Source organism: Paenibacillus oceani (assembly GCF_014705615.1).
GTDB lineage: Bacteria > Bacillota > Bacilli > Paenibacillales > NBRC-103111 > Paenibacillus_AB > Paenibacillus_AB oceani.
The window spans coordinates 109,595-131,817 of sequence record NZ_JACXJA010000029.1 but is presented as its reverse complement, the minus strand read 5'-3'; the positions used below and the strand labels follow the sequence as shown (position 1 = coordinate 131,817).

The 22,223-nt window shown below is 55.9% G+C and carries 28 protein-coding genes; 4 read left to right on the top strand and 24 right to left on the bottom strand.

Annotated elements, in window-relative coordinates:
• Positions 1–94 precede the first annotated feature (94 nt).
• The 20 genes from dxs to IDH45_RS20945 form a co-directional block, all read right to left on the bottom strand.
• The gene (gene dxs, locus IDH45_RS21040) at positions 95–2,017 is read right to left on the bottom strand and encodes a 1-deoxy-D-xylulose-5-phosphate synthase (RefSeq protein WP_223836846.1); all 1,923 of its coding nucleotides are present in this window, start codon (positions 2,015–2,017) and stop codon (positions 95–97) included.
• A 156-nt stretch (positions 2,018–2,173) separates the two neighbouring features.
• The gene (locus IDH45_RS21035; RefSeq protein ID WP_190930099.1) at positions 2,174–3,076 is read right to left on the bottom strand and encodes a polyprenyl synthetase family protein; all 903 of its coding nucleotides are present in this window, start codon (positions 3,074–3,076) and stop codon (positions 2,174–2,176) included.
• Between the two features lie 3 nt (positions 3,077–3,079).
• Positions 3,080–3,334, bottom strand: coding sequence for an exodeoxyribonuclease VII small subunit (xseB, locus tag IDH45_RS21030; protein WP_190930098.1), 255 nt, complete (start codon positions 3,332–3,334; stop codon positions 3,080–3,082).
• Complete coding sequence (xseA, locus tag IDH45_RS21025; protein WP_190930109.1) at positions 3,315–4,685, bottom strand: exodeoxyribonuclease VII large subunit; 1,371 nt, start codon at positions 4,683–4,685, stop codon at positions 3,315–3,317. Before xseA ends, xseB begins: the two co-directional genes overlap by 20 nt.
• A gap of 23 nt (positions 4,686–4,708) precedes the next feature.
• Positions 4,709–5,560, bottom strand: a complete 852-nt coding sequence (folD, locus tag IDH45_RS21020; RefSeq protein WP_190930097.1) for a bifunctional methylenetetrahydrofolate dehydrogenase/methenyltetrahydrofolate cyclohydrolase FolD — start codon at positions 5,558–5,560, stop codon at positions 4,709–4,711.
• A gap of 29 nt (positions 5,561–5,589) precedes the next feature.
• A complete protein-coding gene (nusB, locus tag IDH45_RS21015) occupies positions 5,590–6,063 on the bottom strand; it encodes a transcription antitermination factor NusB (RefSeq protein WP_190930096.1) in 474 nt (157 codons plus the stop codon).
• A gap of 112 nt (positions 6,064–6,175) precedes the next feature.
• Entirely contained in the window at positions 6,176–6,412 is a 237-nt protein-coding gene (locus IDH45_RS21010) for a DUF2273 domain-containing protein (protein WP_190930095.1), read from the bottom strand.
• 14 nt (positions 6,413–6,426) lie between these two features.
• Positions 6,427–6,984 (bottom strand): alkaline shock response membrane anchor protein AmaP, encoded by a 558-nt coding sequence (gene amaP, locus IDH45_RS21005; RefSeq protein WP_190930094.1) that lies wholly within the window; start codon positions 6,982–6,984, stop codon positions 6,427–6,429.
• A gap of 94 nt (positions 6,985–7,078) precedes the next feature.
• The gene (locus IDH45_RS21000) at positions 7,079–7,495 is read right to left on the bottom strand and encodes an Asp23/Gls24 family envelope stress response protein (RefSeq protein WP_190930108.1); all 417 of its coding nucleotides are present in this window, start codon (positions 7,493–7,495) and stop codon (positions 7,079–7,081) included.
• An 87-nt stretch (positions 7,496–7,582) separates the two neighbouring features.
• A complete protein-coding gene (gene accC / locus IDH45_RS20995) occupies positions 7,583–8,941 on the bottom strand; it encodes an acetyl-CoA carboxylase biotin carboxylase subunit (protein ID WP_190930093.1) in 1,359 nt (452 codons plus the stop codon).
• Between the two features lie 55 nt (positions 8,942–8,996).
• The gene (gene accB, locus IDH45_RS20990) at positions 8,997–9,494 is read right to left on the bottom strand and encodes an acetyl-CoA carboxylase biotin carboxyl carrier protein (protein WP_190930092.1); all 498 of its coding nucleotides are present in this window, start codon (positions 9,492–9,494) and stop codon (positions 8,997–8,999) included.
• 204 nt (positions 9,495–9,698) lie between these two features.
• A complete protein-coding gene (locus IDH45_RS20985) occupies positions 9,699–10,382 on the bottom strand; it encodes a SpoIIIAH-like family protein (protein WP_190930091.1) in 684 nt (227 codons plus the stop codon).
• A 59-nt stretch (positions 10,383–10,441) separates the two neighbouring features.
• On the bottom strand, positions 10,442–11,080 hold the full coding sequence (gene spoIIIAG / locus IDH45_RS20980; protein ID WP_190930090.1) for a stage III sporulation protein AG: 639 nt from the start codon (positions 11,078–11,080) through the stop codon (positions 10,442–10,444).
• 4 nt (positions 11,081–11,084) lie between these two features.
• Entirely contained in the window at positions 11,085–11,798 is a 714-nt protein-coding gene (spoIIIAF, locus tag IDH45_RS20975) for a stage III sporulation protein AF (protein ID WP_190930089.1), read from the bottom strand.
• 36 nt (positions 11,799–11,834) lie between these two features.
• Positions 11,835–13,040, bottom strand: coding sequence for a stage III sporulation protein AE (gene spoIIIAE / locus IDH45_RS20970; protein ID WP_397327099.1), 1,206 nt, complete (start codon positions 13,038–13,040; stop codon positions 11,835–11,837).
• A gap of 10 nt (positions 13,041–13,050) precedes the next feature.
• A complete protein-coding gene (gene spoIIIAD, locus IDH45_RS20965) occupies positions 13,051–13,440 on the bottom strand; it encodes a stage III sporulation protein AD (protein ID WP_190930088.1) in 390 nt (129 codons plus the stop codon).
• 8 nt (positions 13,441–13,448) lie between these two features.
• Positions 13,449–13,652: a stage III sporulation protein AC gene (gene spoIIIAC / locus IDH45_RS20960; protein ID WP_110840056.1), complete on the bottom strand. Its 204-nt coding sequence runs from the start codon at positions 13,650–13,652 to the stop codon at positions 13,449–13,451.
• Positions 13,653–13,666: 14 nt separating this feature from the next.
• On the bottom strand, positions 13,667–14,185 hold the full coding sequence (gene spoIIIAB / locus IDH45_RS20955) for a stage III sporulation protein SpoIIIAB (RefSeq protein ID WP_190930087.1): 519 nt from the start codon (positions 14,183–14,185) through the stop codon (positions 13,667–13,669).
• Entirely contained in the window at positions 14,179–15,183 is a 1,005-nt protein-coding gene (gene spoIIIAA / locus IDH45_RS20950; protein WP_190930086.1) for a stage III sporulation protein AA, read from the bottom strand. The genes spoIIIAB and spoIIIAA overlap by 7 nt, the downstream gene beginning before the upstream one ends.
• A gap of 67 nt (positions 15,184–15,250) precedes the next feature.
• Positions 15,251–15,517, bottom strand: a complete 267-nt coding sequence (locus IDH45_RS20945; protein ID WP_190930085.1) for a YqhV family protein — start codon at positions 15,515–15,517, stop codon at positions 15,251–15,253.
• 230 nt (positions 15,518–15,747) lie between these two features.
• On the opposite strand from IDH45_RS20945, the gene IDH45_RS20940 reads away from it, so the two are divergent.
• The 4 genes from IDH45_RS20940 (at position 15,748) to IDH45_RS20925 (ending at position 19,247) form a co-directional block, all read left to right on the top strand.
• Positions 15,748–16,554: a phosphosulfolactate synthase gene (locus IDH45_RS20940; RefSeq protein ID WP_190930084.1), complete on the top strand. Its 807-nt coding sequence runs from the start codon at positions 15,748–15,750 to the stop codon at positions 16,552–16,554.
• A gap of 28 nt (positions 16,555–16,582) precedes the next feature.
• Positions 16,583–17,290 (top strand): 2-phosphosulfolactate phosphatase, encoded by a 708-nt coding sequence (locus IDH45_RS20935; RefSeq protein ID WP_190930083.1) that lies wholly within the window; start codon positions 16,583–16,585, stop codon positions 17,288–17,290.
• A gap of 56 nt (positions 17,291–17,346) precedes the next feature.
• Positions 17,347–17,811, top strand: coding sequence for a DUF441 domain-containing protein (locus IDH45_RS20930; protein ID WP_190930082.1), 465 nt, complete (start codon positions 17,347–17,349; stop codon positions 17,809–17,811).
• 77 nt (positions 17,812–17,888) lie between these two features.
• A complete protein-coding gene (locus IDH45_RS20925; protein ID WP_190930081.1) occupies positions 17,889–19,247 on the top strand; it encodes an aspartate kinase in 1,359 nt (452 codons plus the stop codon).
• Between the two features lie 122 nt (positions 19,248–19,369).
• Here IDH45_RS20925 and efp read toward each other — a convergent pair whose 3' ends face one another.
• The 4 genes from efp to IDH45_RS20905 all read right to left on the bottom strand — a co-directional run bounded on the left by efp (position 19,370) and on the right by IDH45_RS20905 (position 22,103).
• A complete protein-coding gene (gene efp / locus IDH45_RS20920) occupies positions 19,370–19,927 on the bottom strand; it encodes an elongation factor P (protein ID WP_190930080.1) in 558 nt (185 codons plus the stop codon).
• A gap of 65 nt (positions 19,928–19,992) precedes the next feature.
• A complete protein-coding gene (locus IDH45_RS20915) occupies positions 19,993–21,066 on the bottom strand; it encodes a M24 family metallopeptidase (protein WP_317891248.1) in 1,074 nt (357 codons plus the stop codon).
• Positions 21,060–21,509: a type II 3-dehydroquinate dehydratase gene (aroQ, locus tag IDH45_RS20910; RefSeq protein ID WP_190930106.1), complete on the bottom strand. Its 450-nt coding sequence runs from the start codon at positions 21,507–21,509 to the stop codon at positions 21,060–21,062. The genes IDH45_RS20915 and aroQ overlap by 7 nt, the downstream gene beginning before the upstream one ends.
• A gap of 93 nt (positions 21,510–21,602) precedes the next feature.
• Complete coding sequence (locus IDH45_RS20905; protein WP_190930078.1) at positions 21,603–22,103, bottom strand: YqhR family membrane protein; 501 nt, start codon at positions 22,101–22,103, stop codon at positions 21,603–21,605.
• Between the last annotated feature and the right edge of the window lie 120 nt (positions 22,104–22,223).

Genomic DNA, 22,223 nt, shown 5'->3' with positions numbered 1-22,223 from the left:
CGGTGCTCACGTAGCTCCACTACGCTCCGCTCCTCATTTCCTAACTTCATCCCATCTTCTCGGTGCTGAAAACCGGACTTTTTCAACTCGTACTTTAAGCGCGCTGCCTTTTCCTGGGCAGCATCGTTTTCAGTTCCGTGACGACTCTCTCCGGCGTCAGCCCGACTTCCTGACGCTGTTCCTTCGGACTGCCATGCTCAACGAAATAGTCGGGAATGCCGACCGGCTTCACGCGAACGCCGTAAATATCCCGCTCCGCATAAAACTCCAGAACCGCGCCGCCGAAGCCGCCCTTCACGGTCCCTTCCTCGAGAGTTAGTATATTGTAGCCGTCCTCGTACAGATTCATCAGCATCTGCTCGTCAAGCGGCTTCAAAAATCTCGCGTTCACGATCCGCGGCTGGATGCCCTCGCTCTTGAGCAGCTCGGCTGCACCGAACGCAAGCTCCAGCATTTGCGGCCCCGCGGCCAAAATAGCGAAACCTTCGCCGTCGCGCACCGTTTCCCAAGATCCGATCGGAATCGGCTTCGCTTCCTCGTCCATCTTCACGCCTACGCCGTTCATCCGCGGGTAACGGACCGCAATCGGCCCTTCATTGTAATCGACGGCTGTCTTCATCATATGCCGCAGCTCGTTTTCGTCCTTGGGCATCATCATGACCATATTCGGAATGCTGCGCATAAAGGCAATGTCATACACACCCTGATGCGTCTCGCCGTCAGCGCCGACAAACCCTGCCCGGTCGATGGCAAAAATAACGTTCGTATTCTGCCGGCAAATATCGTGAACGATCTGATCGTACGCCCGCTGCATAAAGGTTGAATAGACGGCATACACCGGCTTCATTCCTTCCAGGGCAAGCGCTGCGCACAACGTAGCGGCATGCTGCTCGGCGATCCCGACATCGATCATCCGGTCCGGATACAGCTCGGCGAATTTCAGAAGTCCCGATCCGCCGGGCATCGCCGGCGTAACCGCAACGATCCGCTCATCCTGCTCCGCCAGCTCGATCAGGGAATTGCTGAACACTTCCGTGTACATCGGAGGTCCGACCGCTTTAATAAATTGGCCGGATTCGATTTTGTAAGGCCCTCCGCCATGCCACGTATGCGAATCTTCCTCGGCCGGAGAGTAACCTTTCCCTTTTACGGTAATAACGTGGATGAGGACAGGACCGTTCACTTTCTCCGCTTGCTTGAACGTCTCGAACAGCTGTGGCAGATTGTGCCCGTCGACCGGACCGAAATATTTGAAGCCCAGCTCCTCGAACCATACGCCGGAAACGACCAGATATTTCAGGCTGTCCTTGAGACGTTCCGCCGTCTTCGCAAGCGTCCCGCCGATCGCGGGAATTTTTTTGAGCAGATGCTCGACTTCTTCTTTCGCTTTCGCATAATGCTTGTCGGTACGAATCTTGCTTAAGTAATTGTGCAGCGCACCGACATTCGGCGCTATGGACATCTCATTGTCGTTCAGGACGACCATCAAGTTTTTGCGTTCGTGGCCGATATGGTTCATCGCCTCAAGCGCCATACCGCCGGTTAAAGCGCCATCGCCGATTACGGCGACAATCTTGTTCTGCTCGCCCTTCAGATCGCGGGCGATCGCCATCCCCATCGCGGCGGACAACGACGTGCTGCTATGCCCGGCTTCCCAGACGTCGTGCTCGCTTTCGGACATTTTGACGAAGCCGCACAAGCCTTTGTACTTGCGCAGCGTATCGAAGCGGTCTTTGCGTCCGGTTAAAATTTTGTGCACATACGACTGATGGCCGACATCGAAAATAAATTTATCGTTCGGACTGTCGAACAAATAATGAAGCGCGATCGTCAACTCGACGACACCCAGATTGGGAGCCAGATGTCCGCCGGTTTTGGATAACTTTTCGATCAGAAAGCCGCGGATTTCCTCAGCCAGCGTCTCCAGTTGGAAAATGCTCAGCTTTTTAAGGTCGGCCGGGCTGTCAATTTGATTAAGGAGCACGTTATGCCCTCGCTTTCCGTTCGACTTAACCATTGTATAGGAGTAGTATTGCCCGTATTTTAACGAATCACAGCCTGCATCCGACACCATTATACCATATTCGCGAAATCTCACTCAATGATTGCCTAATAACGCTGCGCGAACGCGAAAAAGACGGGCAGCCAAGGAACAACCCGTCCATTCGATTCGTTAATGATCCCGCTCCGTCAGGAAATCGGCCAGCTCCAGCAGCCGCTCCGGCGCCTGGAACCCCGCATCCCGTACCGCTTTCTTGCCGAGATCGGTCAGTTCCGTCACCTTAAGCCGGGAAGCTTCCAGTCCGATAAAATACGGATACGTCACCTTTTGCATTTTCTCGTCGCTACGAACCGCCTTGCCGAGCTTCTGCTCGTCGCCGACCACATCGAGAATATCGTCCTGGATCTGGAAAGCCAGACCGATATTCCTTCCGTACGTCTCCAGCGCACTCAGCTGCCGCTCGGTCGCTCCCCCGATCCGGCCGCCCGCTTTGAGCGAGAATACGATCAAGTCGCTCGTTTTGTGCAGATGAATATATTCCAGCTCCGCAAGCTGGGTTAGTCCCTGTTCTCCCTGCATATCGGCGACCTGTCCTCCGACCATGCCGCGCGGACCGGCCAGAACCGCCAGCTCCTCGATGATGTCGAGCACACGTTCCGCCGGAACGCCGTACAGCCGGGATGCGCGGGATGCCGAATAAAAAGCATGGGTAAGCAGCGCGTCTCCGGCGAGGATCGCAATCGCCTCGCCGTACATTTTATGGTTCGTCAGCCGCCCCCGGCGATAATCGTCGTTATCCAGCGCGGGCAAATCGTCATGGACGAGCGAGTACGTATGTACCATCTCGACGGCGGCCGCAACGGGCAGCGCCGCTTCGACGGAGCCGCCGCACGCTTCGGCGGCGGCGAGCACCATTACCGGCCGGAGCCGCTTGCCGCCTGCCATCAGCGAATAGGTCATGGCGTCCTTGAGAACCGCAGGAATGTGCCATTCCTCGGGTGCGTAAGCGGCCAGCTCGCGTTCGATTAATGATGCGCGTTCTTTGATGTAGTCCGTTATGGACGGATGAGACATGAATCAGTTCTCCCTTTCATCGGACACCGGCTGAAACGGCTTCTTTACGAAGGTTCCGTTATCCTCCAGCAGTGTTTCGATCTTGCGTTCCACCTGCTCCAGCTTTTGTCCGCACAAGTGGGACAGTGACATGCCTTCCTGAAAAAGCTCAATCGCCTTCTCAAGCGGAACGTCCCCGCTTTCCAGCTTGGCTACGATCTGCTCCAGCTTGTCCATCGCCTGCTCGAAGCTGACTGGTTCATCCTTCACGCTGCTCATCCAGGTTCTCCTCCATTCCCCATACGTGGCAATTCAGCTTGCCATCGGTTAACCGGATCTTCACCCTATCCCCCGGCTGAATCTGGCTGACTGATTTGATAATCCGCTTCTCCTGATCGTCGTAGACGAGACTGTAACCGCGCTGCATCACCTTCAGCGGGCTCAGCGCATCCAATTGGCGAAGCTGTGAGACGTACCGGTGACGCGTTTCCTTGAAGACGGCCTGCATCGATTGAAGCAACTGATGGCGGGTTGCTTCGACGCGTTTCTTGGCATATCCGAGCTGCTGCTTCGGATTGTGCGAGGCCAGCTTCCGGTCGAGACGCATCGAGCTCTCCCTCGCCGCAGACAGACGCTGCCGCAGCCGGAATACGAGTTGCTCCTTCATCCGGTCGAGCCGCTGAGCCGGCTCCTGAAGCTGTCTTTGCGGTTGGGTAAGGGCCGGAGACTTTTGCAGACGATGTAACCGTTCGCGTCTAACCGACAACTGCGAAGATACTCCTTTCACCAGCCGCTGCGACAAATGGGCGATATGCTGCTTCAGCTCCATGATATGCGGAACCGCCAGCTCGGCCGCCGCCGTTGGCGTGGCAGCCCGAAGATCGGCCACAAAGTCGGCGATCGTAAAATCGGTCTCGTGTCCTACGGCCGATATGACCGGAATCGCCGAGGCGTGTATGCTGCGGGCTACGATCTCTTCATTAAATGCCCACAGCTCCTCCAGCGATCCTCCTCCGCGTCCGACGATGAGCACATCCGCTTCGCCGTGCCGGTTCATCACTTCAATCGCGCGAACGATCGAAGGAGCCGCCTGGGCGCCCTGCACAAGAACCGGATAGAGCAATACTTGCGCCGCCGGATAACGCCGCTGAAGCGTAGTCAAAATATCGCGTACCGCCGCTCCCGTCGGCGACGTAATAACGCCAACCGTACGCGGAAACTTCGGTATCGGTCTTTTGCGCGGAGCGGCGAACAACCCTTCGTCGCCGAGCTTCTTTTTGAGCTGCTCGAACGCCAGATACAAACTGCCGATCCCGTCCGGCTGCATTTGCGTGACATACATCTGGTATTGCCCGTCCCGCTCGAACACGGAAATATTGCCGCGGGCAATTACTTTCGCGCCGTCCCGCGGAATAAAGCCGAGCCGCTGATTGTTCGATGCGAACATAATGCTTTTGATCCGGCTGTCCGCATCCTTCAGCGTAAAATACATATGTCCGCTCGAATGGTGGGTGAAGTTGGACAATTCCCCTCTTACCCAGACGTCCTTGAGCACGGAGTCCCCTTCGAGCTTCATTTTGATATATCGCGTCAAATCTTTGACGGACAGCACTTTATCCCGGTTTTGCATCGGTATCACCGCACCCGCGCCGCTTACGCGCGCAGCGCCTTAGCCGCTTGCAGCGTATTGTGCAGCAGCATCGTGATCGTCATCGGACCTACTACGCCCGGCACTGGAGTGATCGGTCCCGCCGTATCCACGACATCGTTAAAATCGACGTCACCCGCCAGCGTTCCGTCCTCCAGCCGGTTGATGCCCACATCGATAACGACCGCGCCCGGCTTGACGAACTCCTTCGTGACGAACTTCGGCTTGCCGATCGCCACGACGAGAATGTCGGCCTCGCGGCACAGCTCTTTCATATTCTCGGTACGCGAATGACATACCGTTACGGTTGCGTTCTCGCGCAGCAGCAGCATCGATACCGGCTTGCCGACGATATTGCTGCGGCCGATGACGACCGCCCGCTTGCCGGATATCGTTATACCGGTACGCTTAATAATCTCTATAACGCCCGCCGGCGTACATGGAAGCAGACTCGGCTTGCCGATCGACAGATTGCCCACATTGATCGGATGGAACCCGTCCACGTCTTTCTCAACAGCGATCGCATCGATCACCGCATCTTCCGATATATGCTTAGGGAGCGGAAGCTGTACGAGAATGCCGTGAATCTTGGTATCCCGGTTCAGTTTGTCCACCAGCTCAAGCAGCTCGACCTGAGACGTTTCCGCCGGCAGCCGATGAACTTCCGAGTAGATTCCTACCTGCTCGCACGCCTTTGCTTTGTTCCGGACATAAACCGCTGACGCCGGATCTTCCCCTACAAGTACGACAGCAAGCCCCGGACGGAATCCTTCCGCCGCCAGCAAGTCGATTTCTTCTTTCAGTTTGCCGCGAATATCGGCGACAATTTGTTTACCGTTAATTACGTTCTCCGACATGATTCGTCCTCCCCTTACGGTTGACCGTTTTACTGGTTACCGCTTGTAGCTTCGTAGTTGCTCTTGATCGCGTCAAGCTCCTTGATCATTTTACCAAGCACGCCGTTGACGAACTTGCCGGATTCGTCCGAGCCGAACCGCTTCGCCAGCTCGATCGCCTCGTTGACGACGACTTTAGGCGGAGCGTCGCTTCCGTGCAGCATCTCATAAGCGGCAAGACGCAGTATTTGCCGGTCCACTTTGGACAGCCGGTCCACTTTCCAGCCGGTCAAATAAACCGCCAGCGTCTCGTCGATCCGCTGCTTTTGCCGGATAGTCCCTTCCACCAGATCGGTCAAATACGGGGTATTTGCAATAACGTCTTCCCCGATTGCTAGTTCCGCTTCATTGTCGCTCCGCGCCTCCTCCAGCGCTATCTCGATAGCCGCCTGAGGAGTCACCTCGTTCATATCGATTTGATACAAGCTTTGCATTGCGATTTCCCTGGCCAGTCTTCGCTTCACCCGCGAATCATCCTCCTGCCTGATGTCCAAACGTCCATGCGTTCAATATACCACAAATACCTGCAAACAAAACAGAAGAAGGCCGTTTCCAAGGGGGAACCGCCTTCCGTCGTTACCGAAACCATTTCCAACGATCCGCAAGCCTGCTCAGCCTATCCGTCCATTCTTCCGGGTTCAGCTTCAGCTTTCCCGCATCGTACCTGTTGCCGGCATATGTACACACCGCTATGAGAAAAGCGACAATGAGCATATCCCAAAATCCGCTTATTAAATAGATGATTCCCAAAAACAATCCCGAGGCGACGCCGATCAGGCGGCCTTTATGCCGTTCCCACAGCTCGTTCCACATGGCGCCAGCCACCTCTATTCGACTCTGCTTTTAAATGTCTGGGACTGCACGACATTGGCGATAAAGACGGACACTTTCGCAACCGGAATGCCGGTAACGTCCTCGACATGCGTCTTGACGGAACGTTGGATCTCCTCCGACAAATCGGGAATCGAGTTCTCCCCGTCTACGACGGCGCGGATGACCACATCCAGCCCCGCGTCGGTTACCGATACCCGGGCCCGCAAATCTTTAACTCCCCGTACGCGCCCTGCCGACTTCAACGATAAATTTTCGACGGTCTCCAGCGAGATGCGGATATCTCCGAAATCGGTACGCTGATCGATCGAAGGAACTTGTCCGCGTCCGCGGCGGACGGATACGTAGAAAAACCGGAAAGTGACCAGCAGCAGGAATACCCCGACCGCGATGGCCGGATAAGCGACCGTCCCTTCATAATACAGGTTGTTCAAAAAGTTTTCCGACGTGGCGAACGGCACCCAGCCGAACGAAACGACCAAAAAAAAGATGACGCTGATTCCAATAATCAGCGTATACAGGAATAGCAGCAACCGGTCCATTACTTTGATCACGCTGGTCCGTCCCCTTCCGCGATTGGCAAGGTTCGGAAGGTTGCCCGTTTCGTTTCTCCCGGCAACCTTCTTCCCCAGTCGACGGGCACGCCCGTTACTTAACGCGGTGCGCCGTCGTTTCTTCCTCTTCTTGCGGGTTTTTGTCCGCCGGCTTGAACTGGACGTCGTGAATGTGTACGTTCACTTCAACGACCGTCAGACCGGTCATCGATTCGATCGTCTGCTTCACGTTCCGTTGGATGGCGCCCGCCACCTCCGGAATACGATGACCGAACTCGATGACGATCGATACGTCGATCGCCGCCTCGCGTTGTCCGACCTCGACTTTCACGCCTTTGGATAAATTTTTGCGTCCGAGCAGTTCAGCGATGCCTCCGGCAAATCCGCCGCTCATACCGGCAACGCCGGGAACTTCCACAGTGGCCAGTCCCGCAATCACTTCGATCACTTCCGGAGCAATCTGAATCGTTCCGATATCCGTTTTCTCAAATTCCGTAGTTAGAGTGCTAATGGGTAACACCTCCCAGACGACTTGTCTATACTATTACTATACCATTTTGCCATTTTTATGACAAACGATACGGATGCGGCAAAGCCGTCAAGAGTTCGGATCGTTTACATCATGTTCCTCGAGAAACTTGATGTCGAACGTCCCGGCCTGGAACATTTTGTGATCCATCAGCTTGAGGTGGAAACCGATCGTCGTATGAATGCCTTCTACGGCGAATTCGCCCAGCGCCCTGCGCATGCGGGCAATCGCTTCGTCGCGGGTAGGGGCCCAGACGATCAGCTTGGCGATCATCGAGTCGTAGTGCGGCGAGATCGTGTACCCCGGATACGCTCCGCTGTCTACGCGGACTCCAGGGCCGCCCGGAGGGAGATAAAAATGAATTTGTCCCGGCGAAGGCATAAAATTGCGCTCCGGATCTTCCGCATTAATCCGGCATTCGATCGACCAGCCGTTGATTTGCACGTCTTCCTGCTGAAACGACAGCGGATCGCCCTGCGCAACCTGAATCATTTCCTTGATGATGTCGATATTCGTAATCATCTCGGTTACCGGATGCTCGACCTGAATCCGCGTATTCATTTCCATGAAATAAAATTGTCCGTCCGGACCAAGCAGAAACTCCAGCGTCCCGGCGCCCGAATAGTTAACCGCGAGCGCGGCCCGGACCGCAGCCTGGCCCATCGCTTCCCGAACTTCCGGCGTGAGCACCGGACAAGGGGCTTCTTCCACCAGCTTCTGCCTGCGCCGTTGTACCGAACAATCGCGCTCGCCCAGATGGACGGCGTTGCCGTGTTTGTCGGCCAATATTTGAATTTCGACGTGCTTCATGCCCGTCAAATATTTTTCGAGGTATACGCCCGAGTTGCCGAAAGCTTTCTGGGCTTCCTGCTGGGCGGTCGTAATTTGCTGGATGAGCATTTCTTCGTCGTCGGCGATGCGGATTCCTTTGCCGCCGCCGCCGGCCGTCGCTTTGATAATAACCGGATAGCCGATCTCCCGGGCGATCCGTACCGCTTCCCCGAGATCTTCGATCAGGCCGTCCGAACCGGGGATAACCGGCACGTTTGCATCCTTCATCGTTTGCTTCGCGACCGCCTTGTCGCCCATCTTGCTGATGGCGAGCGGAGACGGGCCGATAAACGTAATGTTGCACTGCTCGCACAGCTCGGCGAAGTCGGCATTCTCCGCCAAAAATCCGTAACCCGGATGGATGGCGTCCGATTCGGTCAACGTCGCCACACTCATCAGGTTGGTGAAATTCAAGTAGCTGTCCTTTGACAGGGTAGGCCCTATGCAGTAGGCTTCGTCGGCGAGCCGGACGTGAAGCGAGTCCCGGTCCGCCTCCGAATAGACGGCCACCGTATAGATGCCCAGCTCCCGGCAGGCGCGGATAATACGTACCGCGATCTCGCCGCGGTTGGCCACCAATACTTTATGAAACTTCATGTCGGCATTTTCCTCCAATTCGAGTCCATTTCATCCATGCTATGAAATCGGCTCGTTATTCCGGTTTAACGAGGAACAAGGTTTGTCCGTATTCGACCAGCTGACCGTTCTCCACGAGAATCTCGACGATCTCGCCTTTCACTTCGGCTTCGATCGGATTCATCAGCTTCATCGCTTCCAAAATGCAAACCGTCGTCTTCTCGTTAACCCTGTCGCCGATATTGACATACGGAGCGGCCCCCGGCGAGGATGCGCTGTAGAACGTCCCGACCATCGGAGACGTAATCTTGTGCAAGTTGGCTTCCGGCTCGGCCTTCGGCTGTTCCGGCTCTGCTGCCGCAGCGCCCGGCGCGGCGGGAACGACTGCCGGAGGGGCGATCTGCTGGACATAAGGATTATATGTAGGCGGGGCAGGATGCGCAACTACGACGGATTCGGTTTTATTCGGTTTACGGATTAAAAGGCGCGAGCCTTCGTTTTCGATTTCCAGCTCCTGCACGGTAGTCGAGTCAACCAGCTTGATCAACTCTTTGATTTCGCTTAATTTAAACATCGTTTCCACTCCTTCAACGGTTGTGAAGCGCTTGCTTGGACGAGCAACGTTAGTATTATATCACAACCGTCATTCGCACATAAACAAGTTTATCGCGGGAGCTCCTTTTCCGCTGCCTGCGGACAGGAAAAGCGGCCCCGGGGTTCACCCGGCAGCCGCTCTTCACGTCCACGCTCCGCCGGACATTTCCGGCAGAAGGTCCCGTTACTGCACATATTGAATCGTTACTTTGTCCGGAGTGACGTCCAGTTCGTTCATTACGTAATCGACGATGCTCACACCTTGGCTTTTCTCCAGCTTAGCCGTTTGCACGACGACCTTCCATTTGCCGCTTTCTTGGAGAACGATCGCATTTTTGAAGTCTTTCGCGAGGTAGTCCTCAATGCTCGTCACTTTCTCGTCAATATCCTGAAGCTTTTGAATTTCATTCATCGCCAGCGTCACTTCGTCGTTCGTTTTCTTCGAGTCGGTTTGAATCGTCAGCCACTTTTCCATCTGCTTGGAGAACTCCTCCGTACGTTTCATATGAAGACCCGCGAAATAATCGTTGCCCGAAGTCGTGACCGTCGACACTTGCTTGATCACTTCTTCATCCGTTTTCTTGGCGCCGGCCGCTACCGGAGCGGTTGTCGCTTTGTCGGCAGGAGGGGTTGCGGAAGCATTTGCTTGATCCGCAGCTGCTTTGTCGGCTGCCGCCTTGCCATCTACGGTGTCCGTCTTTGGAGCCGTGCCCGTCGTGACCGCGTCCACTTTAATTTCGCTGCCTGCCGCCTGCTGGGCCGTCAGATCCAGCTCATTCACATCTTCGGTGAACAGGTAATAAGCGGACAATACCACCATCAAGCTGAGCATCGAGACGAGCCATACCGTTTGTCTTTTCGTATTCATCGTTTCGTTTCCTCCTTATCGATCGATCGAAAATGGATGTTTGCCTGCCGGCAACCCTCTTACTGCTTGCGGGGCAGGACGGAGATTCGGTGCGCGGGTACGTCCAGCCCCCGGCCGACCGCTTCTGCGATCATTTGTTTAATCGTCAAATTTTCAGCGCCCTTGGCAACGACGACGACCCCCCTTATACGCGGCTTTATTTTTTTAATCACGATCGGAGTCTCGCTGCCGGATGCTTCGTATAAGACGACTTCTCCGCTTCGTGTTATTTCGGTTATGTGACGGGTCGATCCGTTCACGTCTTTTTCGTTCGTAATTTGCTGCGTTTCCTTCGTATTGGAATGAACCATGGTCTCCTCGGTCGATTCGATCGTGACGAGCACCTCCACTTCACCGACGCCCACCACTTTTTGCAAAACGTCCCGGATTGCGGCTTGATAAGATTCTTCGTAGTCCCGAAAACCGGCTTTGTCGTTCGCTTCCTTCCCGATAAATGTCTGGCGGGTTTCCGGATCGGCCGGGATTCCTCCCTGTTCCTTCGGTTGTCCGAGCGGCTTGATGTTCAGAAACGAGCTCAGGATCATCAGGGCGAAGCCCAGCAGACCGAGCAGTAAAAGCCACCGGAACGTATGAATCCGCTTCGGTCCTCCCGGACCCCCGCCGACCCGGTTTTCCAGCCATTGCAGCCATTTGGCCATGAGCTCACCTCTCTTCCCCAAGTTCCGTCTCGAACAGCAGCGTCACTTCATCCCGGTTCAATCGCCATTGCCTGTTCAACTGCTCATAGATGATTTTCTTCGCGCTCAACTGCTCCGGGGTCAGCCCGGCGTCCGTCCGTTTCGGCTCCGTCTTGCCGATTTGAACTTCGATATAAACGGGCCGGACGGCGCCGATCGGCTTGCGGTCTCCAGTTTCGCCCGGCGGATTTCCCGCAGCCGGAACTTCATCTATAAGATCAAGGACCACCTGCATATGTTTGATGCTCGGCGTTCCGTTATTGTCGTAATTCATCTGAAGCTGCACCTGCTTGACCGCCACCTGCGCCGGAAGGGCCACGCTTTGCTGAAGCTCGGCGGCCAGTTGCCTCTCCATCAGCCGCTGCGCCTCCGCCCGGTCGTCCTGACGCCAGCGCTCCGCGTCGTCCATAATCGCCTGCAGCGATTTCATCGTATCGAACGTGCCGGCTCCGGTTTTCTCCGTTCCGATCTGCTCGATGGAAGCGAGCAGCTTTTGCGAATCCCAGTTTTCCTGGAACAAGGCCAGCAGCGGAGACAGCAGCGTCAAGAGGATGAACAGGCCAAGCACGGTTTTCACATACCGCTGAAAAGCGTTGTTCGGCAGCAGCAGGTCGACAAATGCGGCGAGCAGAACGATTAGAATGATCTCTTTCAACCAGCCGTGCAGCCAGGCTATCATGGCGCCATACCCTCCTGAATCGCTTTGATGCGGACGTTATCTCATCATCACGGATACGTTGCCTGCCGTAATAATGATCGTGATCGCCAGGAAAAACATCAGTCCGACTGCGGCGAGCGCCGCGAATACGTAGATCAGGCTTTTGCCGATCGTCTGCAGGCAGCTGATGATCGGATTCGAGCCGAGCGGCTGCATGACCGCCGCCGATACGTTGTAGATCAGGGCGAGCGCCATAATCTTGATCGCCGGGAATGCGCACAGAAACACGATGATGATAACACCCGCGAGACCGACTGCGTTTTTCACGAGCAGCGAGGCGCCGATCACGGTGTCCGAAGCGTCCGTGAACAACCGGCCGACGACCGGAACGAAGTTGCCGGTTATGTATTTGGCCGTCCGGATCGTGACGCCGTCCGTTATAGCGCCGGTTCCTCCCTTGACGGAGATGACGCCCAGAAATACGGTAACTGTAATACCGAGCGCGGCAACGCTGATGTTGCGAAGCAGATTGGCAAGCTGGGTTACCTTGTATTTGTCGCTGATCGAGCTGACAATGTGCAGCACGGCGGAGAAAAACATGAGCGGAAACACAATCGTATAGATGAGTGTGCCGACCGCGTGAATCATAAAAACGATAATCGGATGAAGCACCGTCACCGATGCTACGTTGCCCATCGAACCGAGCAGCGTAAGCATGAGCGGGATTACTGCTATCATGAACTGAATCATGCTCGTAATCGCCGACTTCGCATACTGGATCGCCACGCTGAAGCTATTGATCGCGATCAGGAGCAGAACCATGTAAGAGATCGCGTAAGCGACCTTGCTGACGTTGTTTTTCTCGAATGCGCTCTGCAGTGACTCCAGAATCATGCTGAATACGGTCAGGATGACGATCGAGGCGAGCAGCTTGCCGTTAACCAGCACTTCGTGAAGCATGTACTTTCCGATGGCGGCGAAGATCGCCTTCAGACTGAACTTCTCATCATCGCCCGTCAGCAGCTCCATAAAGCTCGGGGCCCGGTTGTCCGGAAAATAGCCGCCATACTCGCTGATCAGCCGGTTCCAGTAGCTCTCCACCTTATCCGTCGGCAGACGTTCCGCCTGTTCCTTCACAATCGTCTCGGCCGGGGTGGATGCATGGGCGCTCTCTCCTGCGAACATCATCCAGACCAGGAGCAAGACGGCGGCCGTCCGGTAAACGCTTAGCTTGATCAATGGCTTCCTCCCCCGTCGGGCAATTCGCTTCCGGTCAGGCGGGCAGCAATTTGACCACCGTTTCGATGATGACGCTGATGATCGGGATCGCCATCACCATAATGAGCACCTTGCCCGCAAGCTCGATTTTGGAGGCGACCGACTCGAGCCCGGAATCCCGCACGATTTGAGCGCCGAATTCGGCGATATACGCGATGCCGATAATTTTCAGAATCGTTTTCAGAAACATGATGTTGATGTTCGTTTGCGCCGCCAAATCCTCCAGCACCCGGATGACTGACGAGATCTTGCCGAGCAGAAACAGGAAAATGTAGATTCCCGTAATCGCGGCCAGCAAAAAGGCGAACAACGGCTTTTGTTCCTTCAGGACAAGCGTGAGTATCGCTACGATAAACCCGAGTCCGACAATTTGGATAATCTCCACAGGACCACCTACTGGAACAAAAAGATCGTTTTGATTTCCTTGAACAAATCGTCCAGCAGGCTCACCACCATGAACAGGACGACGACGAAGCCGATAACCGTTACCCAATGCGCCATATCTTCCTTGCCCATCTGTTTCAGGACGGTATGGATCATCGCGATGATGATGCCGATGCCGGCGATTTGGAAGATCGCATTTACATCCACGTTCATTTGCGGCACCCCTTCTAGTACATCAAAATGACGACAAATGCTCCGGCCAGCACTCCGAGGCTTTTCCACATCTTCTCGTAGCGCCGCTGTTCGTCCCAGGCGTTCTGCTCTTCGGCCTGCAGCAGGGTTACGGCCAGCCGCAAATGTTTCGCCTGATCGCTGCGGTCGCTGATGCCAAGTGTATAGCTCATCTGGCTCAAGATTTCCCGTTCATTCGATGACAGGGCCGTTTGCTTCCAGCAGGTGTTCAGCGCATCGCGGAAGCTTTCTCCGGCAGTTATTCCGGAATGGGTCGAGAGCGGCTCGGCAGCCGACCGGAACAGGGCGGCAATCTGCGGCTCGAGCTGGTCGGCGATTCGCAGCAGCGCCTCCGGCAGCGGCGTGAAGCCGTACGTCATCTCCGTCTCAAGCCGCTGCAGCGCGTGGATCAGCTGACGGATCTGCCGCGGTCGGCGCGCGTACACCGAAGCTTTGGCGAAGCCGTACAGCGTAGCCGCCGCCAAAATCAGCACCGCGCCCAGCAGCTTCAGCATGGCCTGCCTCCGGCGGCTTCCGCGCGGCCGGCGGACAGCTCGGCCAACTTGCGGCCGGCGGCGTCCCAGACGGTGAACCTCGCTCCCGTACGGCGGCACCTCGACAGCTCGACCAGACGCGTGAACATCCGGTCCTCCAGCATCCGCTTCATGACCGGCCGGTCGCGGACATCTGCGGCATGGCGTCCGTGCGCCGTGGCGATGACCCGCACCCCGGCATGCAGCGCTTCCTGCAGAGCCGCCGCATCTTCGGAACGTCCAATCTCATCGACGATCAGCACCTCGGGCGACATCGACCGGATCATCATCATCATGCCTTCCGCTTTCGGACATCCATCCAGCACGTCCGTACGCGGACCGACGTCGAAAGCCGGCACCCCTTTGACGCAGGCCGCAATCTCCGAACGCTCGTCGACAATGCCTACCCGAAGTCCTGCCTGCGGGCGGGGGGCACCGAAGCCTTCGCCGCTGCTAACCATTCTCGCCAAATCCCGGATCAGCGTCGTCTTGCCTTGGCGCGGAGGGGAGATGATGAGCGTCTGGTGCACGGTGCGCGCCGAATCGTCCCAGATCGCGGACAGCAGGGTGCGGGCTATGCCGGGGATCGCCTTGGCTATCCGGATGTTGAAGCTTCCCACATCGCGGATATGTTTGACCTCGCCGCGTTCGAGCACCGTCTTTCCGGCCAGGCCGACCCGATGCCCTCCCGCTATCGTGATATATCCCCGCCGCAGCTCTTCTTCGAACGTATACAGCGAATGATTGGTCAGCAGATCGAGCAGCTTTAGCCCGTCTTCTTTCGTAGGCTTATAGCTTTGCTCCGGCCCGTCAGCCCAGCTTCCGTCCGGCGCCACGAACCGGGATTCGCCGTCCACGACGAGCTCCAGCGGCCTTGCTTCGCGGATTCGGATCTCCTCGAGGTTGTCTCGCATTATCGCAGGCAGCTTCTCTATCATTTTGCGGATCGTTGCCGGCAAAAACAGTAGAATCGGTTGCATCGCGGTTCCTCCCCGGGTTGTCCAGTCGTTTACTCTCATCTATATGCCCGGACAAGGCGTTTATTCCCTATTTTTTTAAAATGCCTATGAAAATGAAAGTAACGCCGACGCCAACCCACAGCATCTTCGTAAACGACAGTTTATCGGCCAATCCTACCAATCCGATCGTGGTGGTCGCTAGAAGAGTCAGCGGTCCGACGATCGCCAGCCCCGAATTGACCAGCAGCGCCTTGTCCACCTGGTTAAGCCGGAGCATGATCAGCGCGGCCACTATTTCCAGACTGCCGGAAAACAGCCTTAGACCAGCCATACTCATGACGATTTTATTGATCATCCTTCTCCCTCCTTCCTTGGCGATGCCGTACGCCCCGCGGAAGCTCCAATGCGGATGCCGTTCATTTCCGCCGCACTCCGATTGTGCTGTGCCAACTCGTCCGAGACGCCCCTCTCCCCATCCTATGCAGGCGCGTCCCAGTTTAGGCATACCGGGCACCACGCTCCGGGCGGCTGCATATATTGCTTGCAGACAATTAACCAATCCTTTACAGCGAGGAGACTTGTTTTATGGACGTAACTTCACAGCTGGAGTGGCATCCGCAATTGCGGGACCCGACCGGATGTCGAACGTTCAAGCCGCGGTCTTGCGGCATAACGATGGTCATCGACAAAGGTCTCGGCCTCCATGCTTTCGAAGATTTGCTCGAAACGTCAGCGTCTTACATCGACCTGCTGAAAATCGGGTTCGGCACGACGCCTCTATATCCGGTCGGCCTGTTGAAGCGGAAAATCGAGCTCGCCCGGGAATATCAGGTTGCCACGATGCCCGGAGGCACGTTCCTCGAAGTAGCCGTCGCCCAACATACATTAACCGACTTTTTCGATACGATCGGCCGCCTCGGCTTTACCGCCGTGGAAGTGTCCGACGGCACCATCGAGATGGATCGTTCGGTCCGCAACTCTCTCATTCGGCGCGCCCGCGAGGCGGGGCTTACTGTATATACGGAGTACGGAAAAAAGCTGTGGGGCTCCGTCATTAACACCGAACAGTTGCTGGAAACGGTTCTGCTCGACCTTCAGCACGGAGCGGAGCTCGTTACGATTGAAGCAAGGGAATCCGGCGAGGGGGTCGGCATCTTCGACGCGGACGGAGAGTGCCGGGACGAGGAATTGCGAAGCATCCTGGGGCAGTTGCCGGACCCCGGACGGATTTTATGGGAAGCTCCGCAGAAGCAGCAGCAGATTCACCTGCTGAAAATCGCGGGATGCTCGGTCAATCTCGGCAATATCGCGCCGCAGGACGTCTATTCGCTGGAATCGCTGCGCAGAGGGCTGCGTTCCGATACGTTTCTGCATCCACAGCCGGAAAGATAAGATTAATGGAAGAAGCGAGGGATCGAACATGTTTGTGGACGTCATCGCGAGTGTGAACGAAGCCCGTTCGGATGACTTCATTCATAAGACGGTTATCGTCGTCGACGTGCTGCGGGCAACCAGCACGATCGTAACCGCGCTGGCCCATGGCTGTTCCGCCGTCGTTCCCGTCGAGACGGTCCATCAGGCGAAGCAGCTGCAGGAGCCTGGCGATCTGCTCGGCGGCGAACGGTACTGCAAAAAAATCGCAGGCTTCGATTACGGCAATTCTCCATTTGAATATACGGGCTCCGAATGTTCGGGGAGGCGCGTCATCCTGACGACGACGAACGGCACCAGGGCGATCCAGAAATCGCAGAAAGCAAGCCGGGTGCTGGCGGGAAGTATGCTGAACGCCGAAGCCTGCGCCAAAACCGCATTCGCTCTAAACCGCGATATCGCGATTCTTTGCGCCGGAACGCAGGACGACTTCTGTCTGGAGGACGGCTTGTGCGCCGGCCTGCTCCTTCATCATCTGGAGCGGCTCGGCGAGCGCACCGGGATGAACGATCTGGGCCTGGCGATGAAGCTGGCTTTCGAATCGGCAAGCGGGCAGATCGAGCAGATTCTGCTTGCCTGCGCCAGCGGCAAAAAGCTGATCAAGCTCGCGCAAAAGGACGATGTGCTGTATTGCGCCCAAATGAACCGGTTCGATCTGGTCCCCGTATTCCAGGATCAAAGAATGATTGTGTTCTAATCCCCCCTTCCTCTCATACACTAGTACGAGAATCCAGAAGGACAAGGGGCCATTCTATGAACGGCGAACTGCTGCTATTGCTGTTAATTATCGTAGGGATGATCGGCCGTTCGCCGATCATTACGACCGCTGCCTGCATCCTGCTTATCGTGAAGCTGATTCACCTGGAACGTTTTCTGCCGTCTATCGAACGAAGAGGCCTGGAATTGGGCCTCTTGTTTTTGACCATGGGGGTGCTGGTGCCGTTTGCCAGCGAGCGGATCTCGACCAAGGACATTACGGCCGTCTTCACGTCCTGGCCGGGTGTAATCGCCCTGCTCGGCGGCGCCATAGCCACTTATATGAACGGCAAAGGACTCGATCTGCTTAAGGTGGACCCGCAGTTGATCGTCGGGCTTGTCATCGGTTCGATCTTCGGGATCATCTTTATGAGAGGGATACCGGTCGGACCCCTGATGGCCGCAGGAATTACCGCTTTGCTGCTTAAAATTGCCAGCTTTCTGTTCGGAAAAATTCAGTAAACCGGCGTGAATTGCCGTTGAATCCACTGCACTCTTTGTGGTAGTGTATCAGAAGAGTCCGTATAGGAGGAGACGTCATGGCTTTAAAAGTGTGCAAGTTCGGCGGCACATCGCTTGCTTCCGCCGATCAGTTCCGCAAAGTGGCCGCTATTGCGCTGGCCGACGCTGACAGAAAAATTGTAGTAGTATCCGCACCCGGAAAGAGAGATAAACCGGACACGAAGGTGACCGATTTGCTGATCGCCTATGCCGAAGCCAAGCTGAACGGTACGGGAGTGGAACAGGTAGCGCAGACGATTCTCGACCGGTTCGCCGGCATTATCGAAGGATTGGAGCTGCCCCGGGAAGAGTTCGAGCAGATCGCCGGGCTGCTGAAGTCCAGAGGTGAAGGCGACCGCAGCCATCGTGCGCGCTATACCGATTCGATCAAAGCATTGGGTGAAGAATTCAGTGCCAGATTGCTTGCCGCTTTCCTGCACAAGGAGGGGCATGATTTTATATATGTAGATCCGAAGGAAGCCGGTCTTGTACTCAGCGACGAGCCGGGGAACGCTCAAGTGCTGCCGGAATCGTACGAGCTGCTTCGTTCGCTGCGGGACAACGCGCACCGCATCATTTTCCCCGGCTTTTACGGATACGCCAAAAACGGCAACCTCGTCGCCTTCCCACGCGGAGGCTCGGACATTACGGGTGCGATTCTCGCAGCGGCTGTTCAGGCGGACGTTTATGAGAACTTCACCGACGTCGACAACGTTTTTGCCGCAGACCCGCGGATCGTGGACAATCCGGCGGCCATCCACGAGATGACGTATGCGGAGATGCGGGAGTTGTCCTACGCCGGGTTCTCGGTCCTTCACGACGAGGCGCTGCAGCCGGCCTTCAACGCGAAAATTCCGGTTCATATCCGGAACACGAACAACCCCGAGTCGCGCGGCACGCTTATTTCGCTGGAGCGTCACAATCACGAGCTGCCGGTTGTCGGCGTAGCCGGATCGTCGGACTTCTGCTCCATCTTCTTAAGCAAATATTTGATGAACCGCGAGAAAGGATTCGGCCGGCGCCTGCTACAAATTATCGAGGATGCCGACCTGTCCTACGAGCATACGCCGTCGGGCATCGATCACATCTCGGTCATTATTAAGGAATCTACGTTTACGAGCGAAGTCGAACAGCAAGTGCTGCAGAGAATTCGTGCGGAGCTGCAGCCGGACAAGCTGATCGTCCAGCGCGGGATTGCGCTGATTATGATCGTCGGCGACGGGATGAGCAAGCAGATCGGCGTGGCCAAGCGCGCTACCGGAGCACTGGCCGACGCCCGGGTAAACCTGGAGATGATCAACCAGGGCGCATCCGAAAGCAGCATTATGTTCGGCATTCAGAACAGCGATATGAACAAGGCGATTGTCGCTTTGCACGGCGCATTTTTTAATTCCTGATATTGAACTTATTCCGGAGGGGCCATCAAGCCCCTCTTTTTCTATTGCTCTCCAAACCAAAAAAGCATCCCCACGATAATTCGTGACAGGATGCTGCTTTGGGACACGTTGAGAGTATGCTGCTAAGCACGGGAAATGTATTTGCCGTCGCCCGTGCCGATCAGAAGAACGTCGCCTTCGTTGATGAACAGCGGTACTTGAACGTTCAGGCCGGTTTCCATCTTCGCATTTTTGGTGGCGCCTTGAGCGGTATTGCCTTTGATTCCAGGCTCCGACTCCACCACCTTCAGCTCGACGCTGTTCGGCAGGTTAATGCCGAGAATCTCGCCGTGGTAGCTGACGATGCTGATCGTCATATTTTCCTTGAGGAAGTTCAGCTCCCATTCGAGCTGCGAAGCAGGAAGCGTAATCTGGTCGTAGGTTTCGTTATCCATGAACGTATGTTCTTGACCGCTCGCATACAAATATTGCATCGCACGGTTTTCGACGTGCGCGCGGCCTACGTCTTCGCCGGCGCGGAACGTCCGCTCCACCGTGTTGCCGTTGCGCAAGTTTTTTAGCTTCGAGCGAACGAAGGCTGCGCCTTTACCCGGTTTAACGTGCTGGAAATCAAGTACGGTAAAAATGTCGCCGTCTACTTCGATCGTCAAGCCAGTGCGGAAATCGTTAACAGAAATCAAAATCGGTTCCTCCTAAAATGTGGATAGTCGTGTCTTCTGCGTGTCCATCTGCAAAAAAAGGTTCACTAATCGATGATAATAAAGTCTTTTGTCGACTGTGTCAATCTGCGGACCCCGCTGTCGGTGACGACAACGTCGTCCTCGATGCGTACTCCGCCGAATCCGGGCAAGTAGATACCAGGCTCGACGGTGACGGTCATTCCCGGTTTCAGTACGGTATCGCTCAGCATGGACAGTCGGGGCGCTTCGTGAACTTCCATCCCTAGGCCATGCCCGGTGCCGTGCCCGAAATGGTCGCCGTACCCGCACTTGCGGATGACGTCGCGTGCCAGCGCGTCCGCCGCTTTTCCGGTCATCCCGGGACGGATGTGCTCCAGCGTATGCATCTGGGCTTCCAGCACGATATCGTACAGCTCCCGGTGCTTCTCGGTCGGTTTGCCCAGCATTACGGTGCGGGTAATATCGGAGCAGTACCCTTTATAATAAGCGCCGAAGTCCATCTTCACGAACTCGCCGGAGCGTAGAACCCGGCCGCTTGCTTTGCCGTGAGGCAGGGCGGAGCGTTCGCCCGAAGCGACGATCGTCTCGAACGAAACGGATGCCGCGCCGTGCTGGCGCATATAAAATTCGATCGTCAGCGCAACGTCGTTTTCCGTAATGCCCGGCTTCAAGGTCGTCAGAACGTGCTCGAACGTCTTGTCCGCGAGTTCGGCAGCTTCCTGCATCACCGCAAGCTCCGACTGATCCTTCACCATCCGCAGAAGTTCGACGAGCGGCTCGGCGGGCACCAGCTTGATCGGTCCGAGATCCGCCGCATACACGGTATAGGAAGCGTAGGTCACATGCTGCTGCTCGAACCCGACCTCCTGAATGCGCAGACTATCGAGCAACTGACGGACTGTCTCTCCGACCTTCGGCGCATGCTCTACGATCTCAAACCCTTTGGCCTGATCGGCTGCCTGCGTCATATAGCGGAAATCGGTAAGTAAGTAGGCTTTGTCGGCCGTAATAAGCAAATAGCCGGAAGATCCGGTAAATCCCGATAAATAGTGACGGTTATGCGATCCGGTCACGAACAGCGCTTCCAGCCTGCGCTCCTGCATCAACGCTCGCAGACGGGCCAGACGATCCATCAAGATTCGCCCCTTTCCTCAAGAAAACGATGAAGCGCCAGCAGCCCAAGCTCATAGCTCTGTGCGCCGAATCCGGCGATCTGGCCGACCGCGACGGGCGCGATCACCGACGTATGACGAAACGTCTCCCGTTTATGAATATTCGATAAATGAACTTCCACAACCGGCAGCTGAACGGAAGAAATGGCGTCGCGCAGCGCATAGCTGTAGTGGGTAAAGGCACCCGGATTCATCAATATGCCGTCCTTCGTCCCGAACGCCTCGTGAATCCGGTCAATCAGCACCCCTTCATGGTTGGACTGAAGGAATTCGAGCCGGATGCCGAGCGCCTGCGCCAGATTGGATAATCTCTCCTCGATCGAGGCCAGCGTCGACGTCCCGTATACGCCCGGCTCGCGTATGCCCAGCATATTCAAGTTCGGGCCGTGCAGAACCAATATGTTGTACAAGCTATTCACCACCCGATCGGAAGAATCGAACCGAAGCCATTTTACCATAAGTTTCCCCGCTTTGAGAACCTTTTTTTGGCCGCGATTCGCCTGTCAGCCGCTTGATTTGCCCGGCAGCGTCGGCTCTCTCTCCCTCTCGTCCGTAAATTCGAAGGCGATCGAAAACCCGATGAACAGCCCCCATACCAGCCACAGGCTAATTTCCGTCAAGATCGTATTCCAGTCGTACCGGTATATCCATCTCATCATCCCCGTAGAAGGTCCGACCAGCAAGTAGAGAAGCGCCCACCATGCCGCCCCGTATCCGATCCCCGCCCACGGCCCTCTGACTTTGCGCAGCAGCGCGGCATAGAGCAGCGAGGCCAGCAAGGAGAAGACGATAAACGTCAGCCACCCCATCCAGAAACCCGCCGGTGTATTCATAAAGGAAGCTGCAAAAAACGGCTTGGCCAAAAACCAGGGAGGTATTTTCGTAAATTTGAAATAATATTCGACAGCTTTAACTCCGCCCCAGATCAGTCCGGCGAAGAAGCCGATCTGCAGAGCGAACGACCATACATTCGTCTGTTCCTCAATTTGCGGACGATGCGACATGTCATCCCGTTCCTTTCCGGCAATCTCTCCTTATTATGCACAGGAGAAAGCAAAGTAATCGGGTGGCGTTCGACGCCGGAATTCGTTACAATGTAGAGAAAGGATTCACAACAAACGCAC

What these genes read in the sequence shown, in the direction of transcription:
- dxs (WP_223836846.1), bottom strand. Translation starts at nt 2,017, where the DNA reads ATGGTTAAGTCGAACGGAAAGCGAGGGCATAACGTGCTCCTTAATCAA.
- IDH45_RS21035 (WP_190930099.1), bottom strand. Translation starts at nt 3,076, where the DNA reads ATGTCTCATCCGTCCATAACGGACTACATCAAAGAACGCGCATCATTA.
- xseB (WP_190930098.1), bottom strand. Translation starts at nt 3,334, where the DNA reads ATGAGCAGCGTGAAGGATGAACCAGTCAGCTTCGAGCAGGCGATGGAC.
- xseA (WP_190930109.1), bottom strand. Translation starts at nt 4,685, where the DNA reads ATGCAAAACCGGGATAAAGTGCTGTCCGTCAAAGATTTGACGCGATAT.
- folD (WP_190930097.1), bottom strand. Translation starts at nt 5,560, where the DNA reads ATGTCGGAGAACGTAATTAACGGTAAACAAATTGTCGCCGATATTCGC.
- IDH45_RS21010 (WP_190930095.1), bottom strand. Translation starts at nt 6,412, where the DNA reads ATGTGGAACGAGCTGTGGGAACGGCATAAAGGCCGCCTGATCGGCGTC.
- accC (WP_190930093.1), bottom strand. Translation starts at nt 8,941, where the DNA reads ATGAAGTTTCATAAAGTATTGGTGGCCAACCGCGGCGAGATCGCGGTA.
- accB (WP_190930092.1), bottom strand. Translation starts at nt 9,494, where the DNA reads ATGTTTAAATTAAGCGAAATCAAAGAGTTGATCAAGCTGGTTGACTCG.
- IDH45_RS20985 (WP_190930091.1), bottom strand. Translation starts at nt 10,382, where the DNA reads ATGAATACGAAAAGACAAACGGTATGGCTCGTCTCGATGCTCAGCTTG.
- spoIIIAG (WP_190930090.1), bottom strand. Translation starts at nt 11,080, where the DNA reads ATGGCCAAATGGCTGCAATGGCTGGAAAACCGGGTCGGCGGGGGTCCG.
- spoIIIAF (WP_190930089.1), bottom strand. Translation starts at nt 11,798, where the DNA reads ATGATAGCCTGGCTGCACGGCTGGTTGAAAGAGATCATTCTAATCGTT.
- spoIIIAC (WP_110840056.1), bottom strand. Translation starts at nt 13,652, where the DNA reads ATGAACGTGGATGTAAATGCGATCTTCCAAATCGCCGGCATCGGCATC.
- spoIIIAB (WP_190930087.1), bottom strand. Translation starts at nt 14,185, where the DNA reads ATGCTGAAGCTGCTGGGCGCGGTGCTGATTTTGGCGGCGGCTACGCTG.
- spoIIIAA (WP_190930086.1), bottom strand. Translation starts at nt 15,183, where the DNA reads ATGCAACCGATTCTACTGTTTTTGCCGGCAACGATCCGCAAAATGATA.
- IDH45_RS20945 (WP_190930085.1), bottom strand. Translation starts at nt 15,517, where the DNA reads ATGATCAATAAAATCGTCATGAGTATGGCTGGTCTAAGGCTGTTTTCC.
- IDH45_RS20940 (WP_190930084.1), top strand. Translation starts at nt 15,748, where the DNA reads ATGGACGTAACTTCACAGCTGGAGTGGCATCCGCAATTGCGGGACCCG.
- IDH45_RS20935 (WP_190930083.1), top strand. Translation starts at nt 16,583, where the DNA reads ATGTTTGTGGACGTCATCGCGAGTGTGAACGAAGCCCGTTCGGATGAC.
- IDH45_RS20930 (WP_190930082.1), top strand. Translation starts at nt 17,347, where the DNA reads ATGAACGGCGAACTGCTGCTATTGCTGTTAATTATCGTAGGGATGATC.
- IDH45_RS20925 (WP_190930081.1), top strand. Translation starts at nt 17,889, where the DNA reads ATGGCTTTAAAAGTGTGCAAGTTCGGCGGCACATCGCTTGCTTCCGCC.
- IDH45_RS20905 (WP_190930078.1), bottom strand. Translation starts at nt 22,103, where the DNA reads ATGTCGCATCGTCCGCAAATTGAGGAACAGACGAATGTATGGTCGTTC.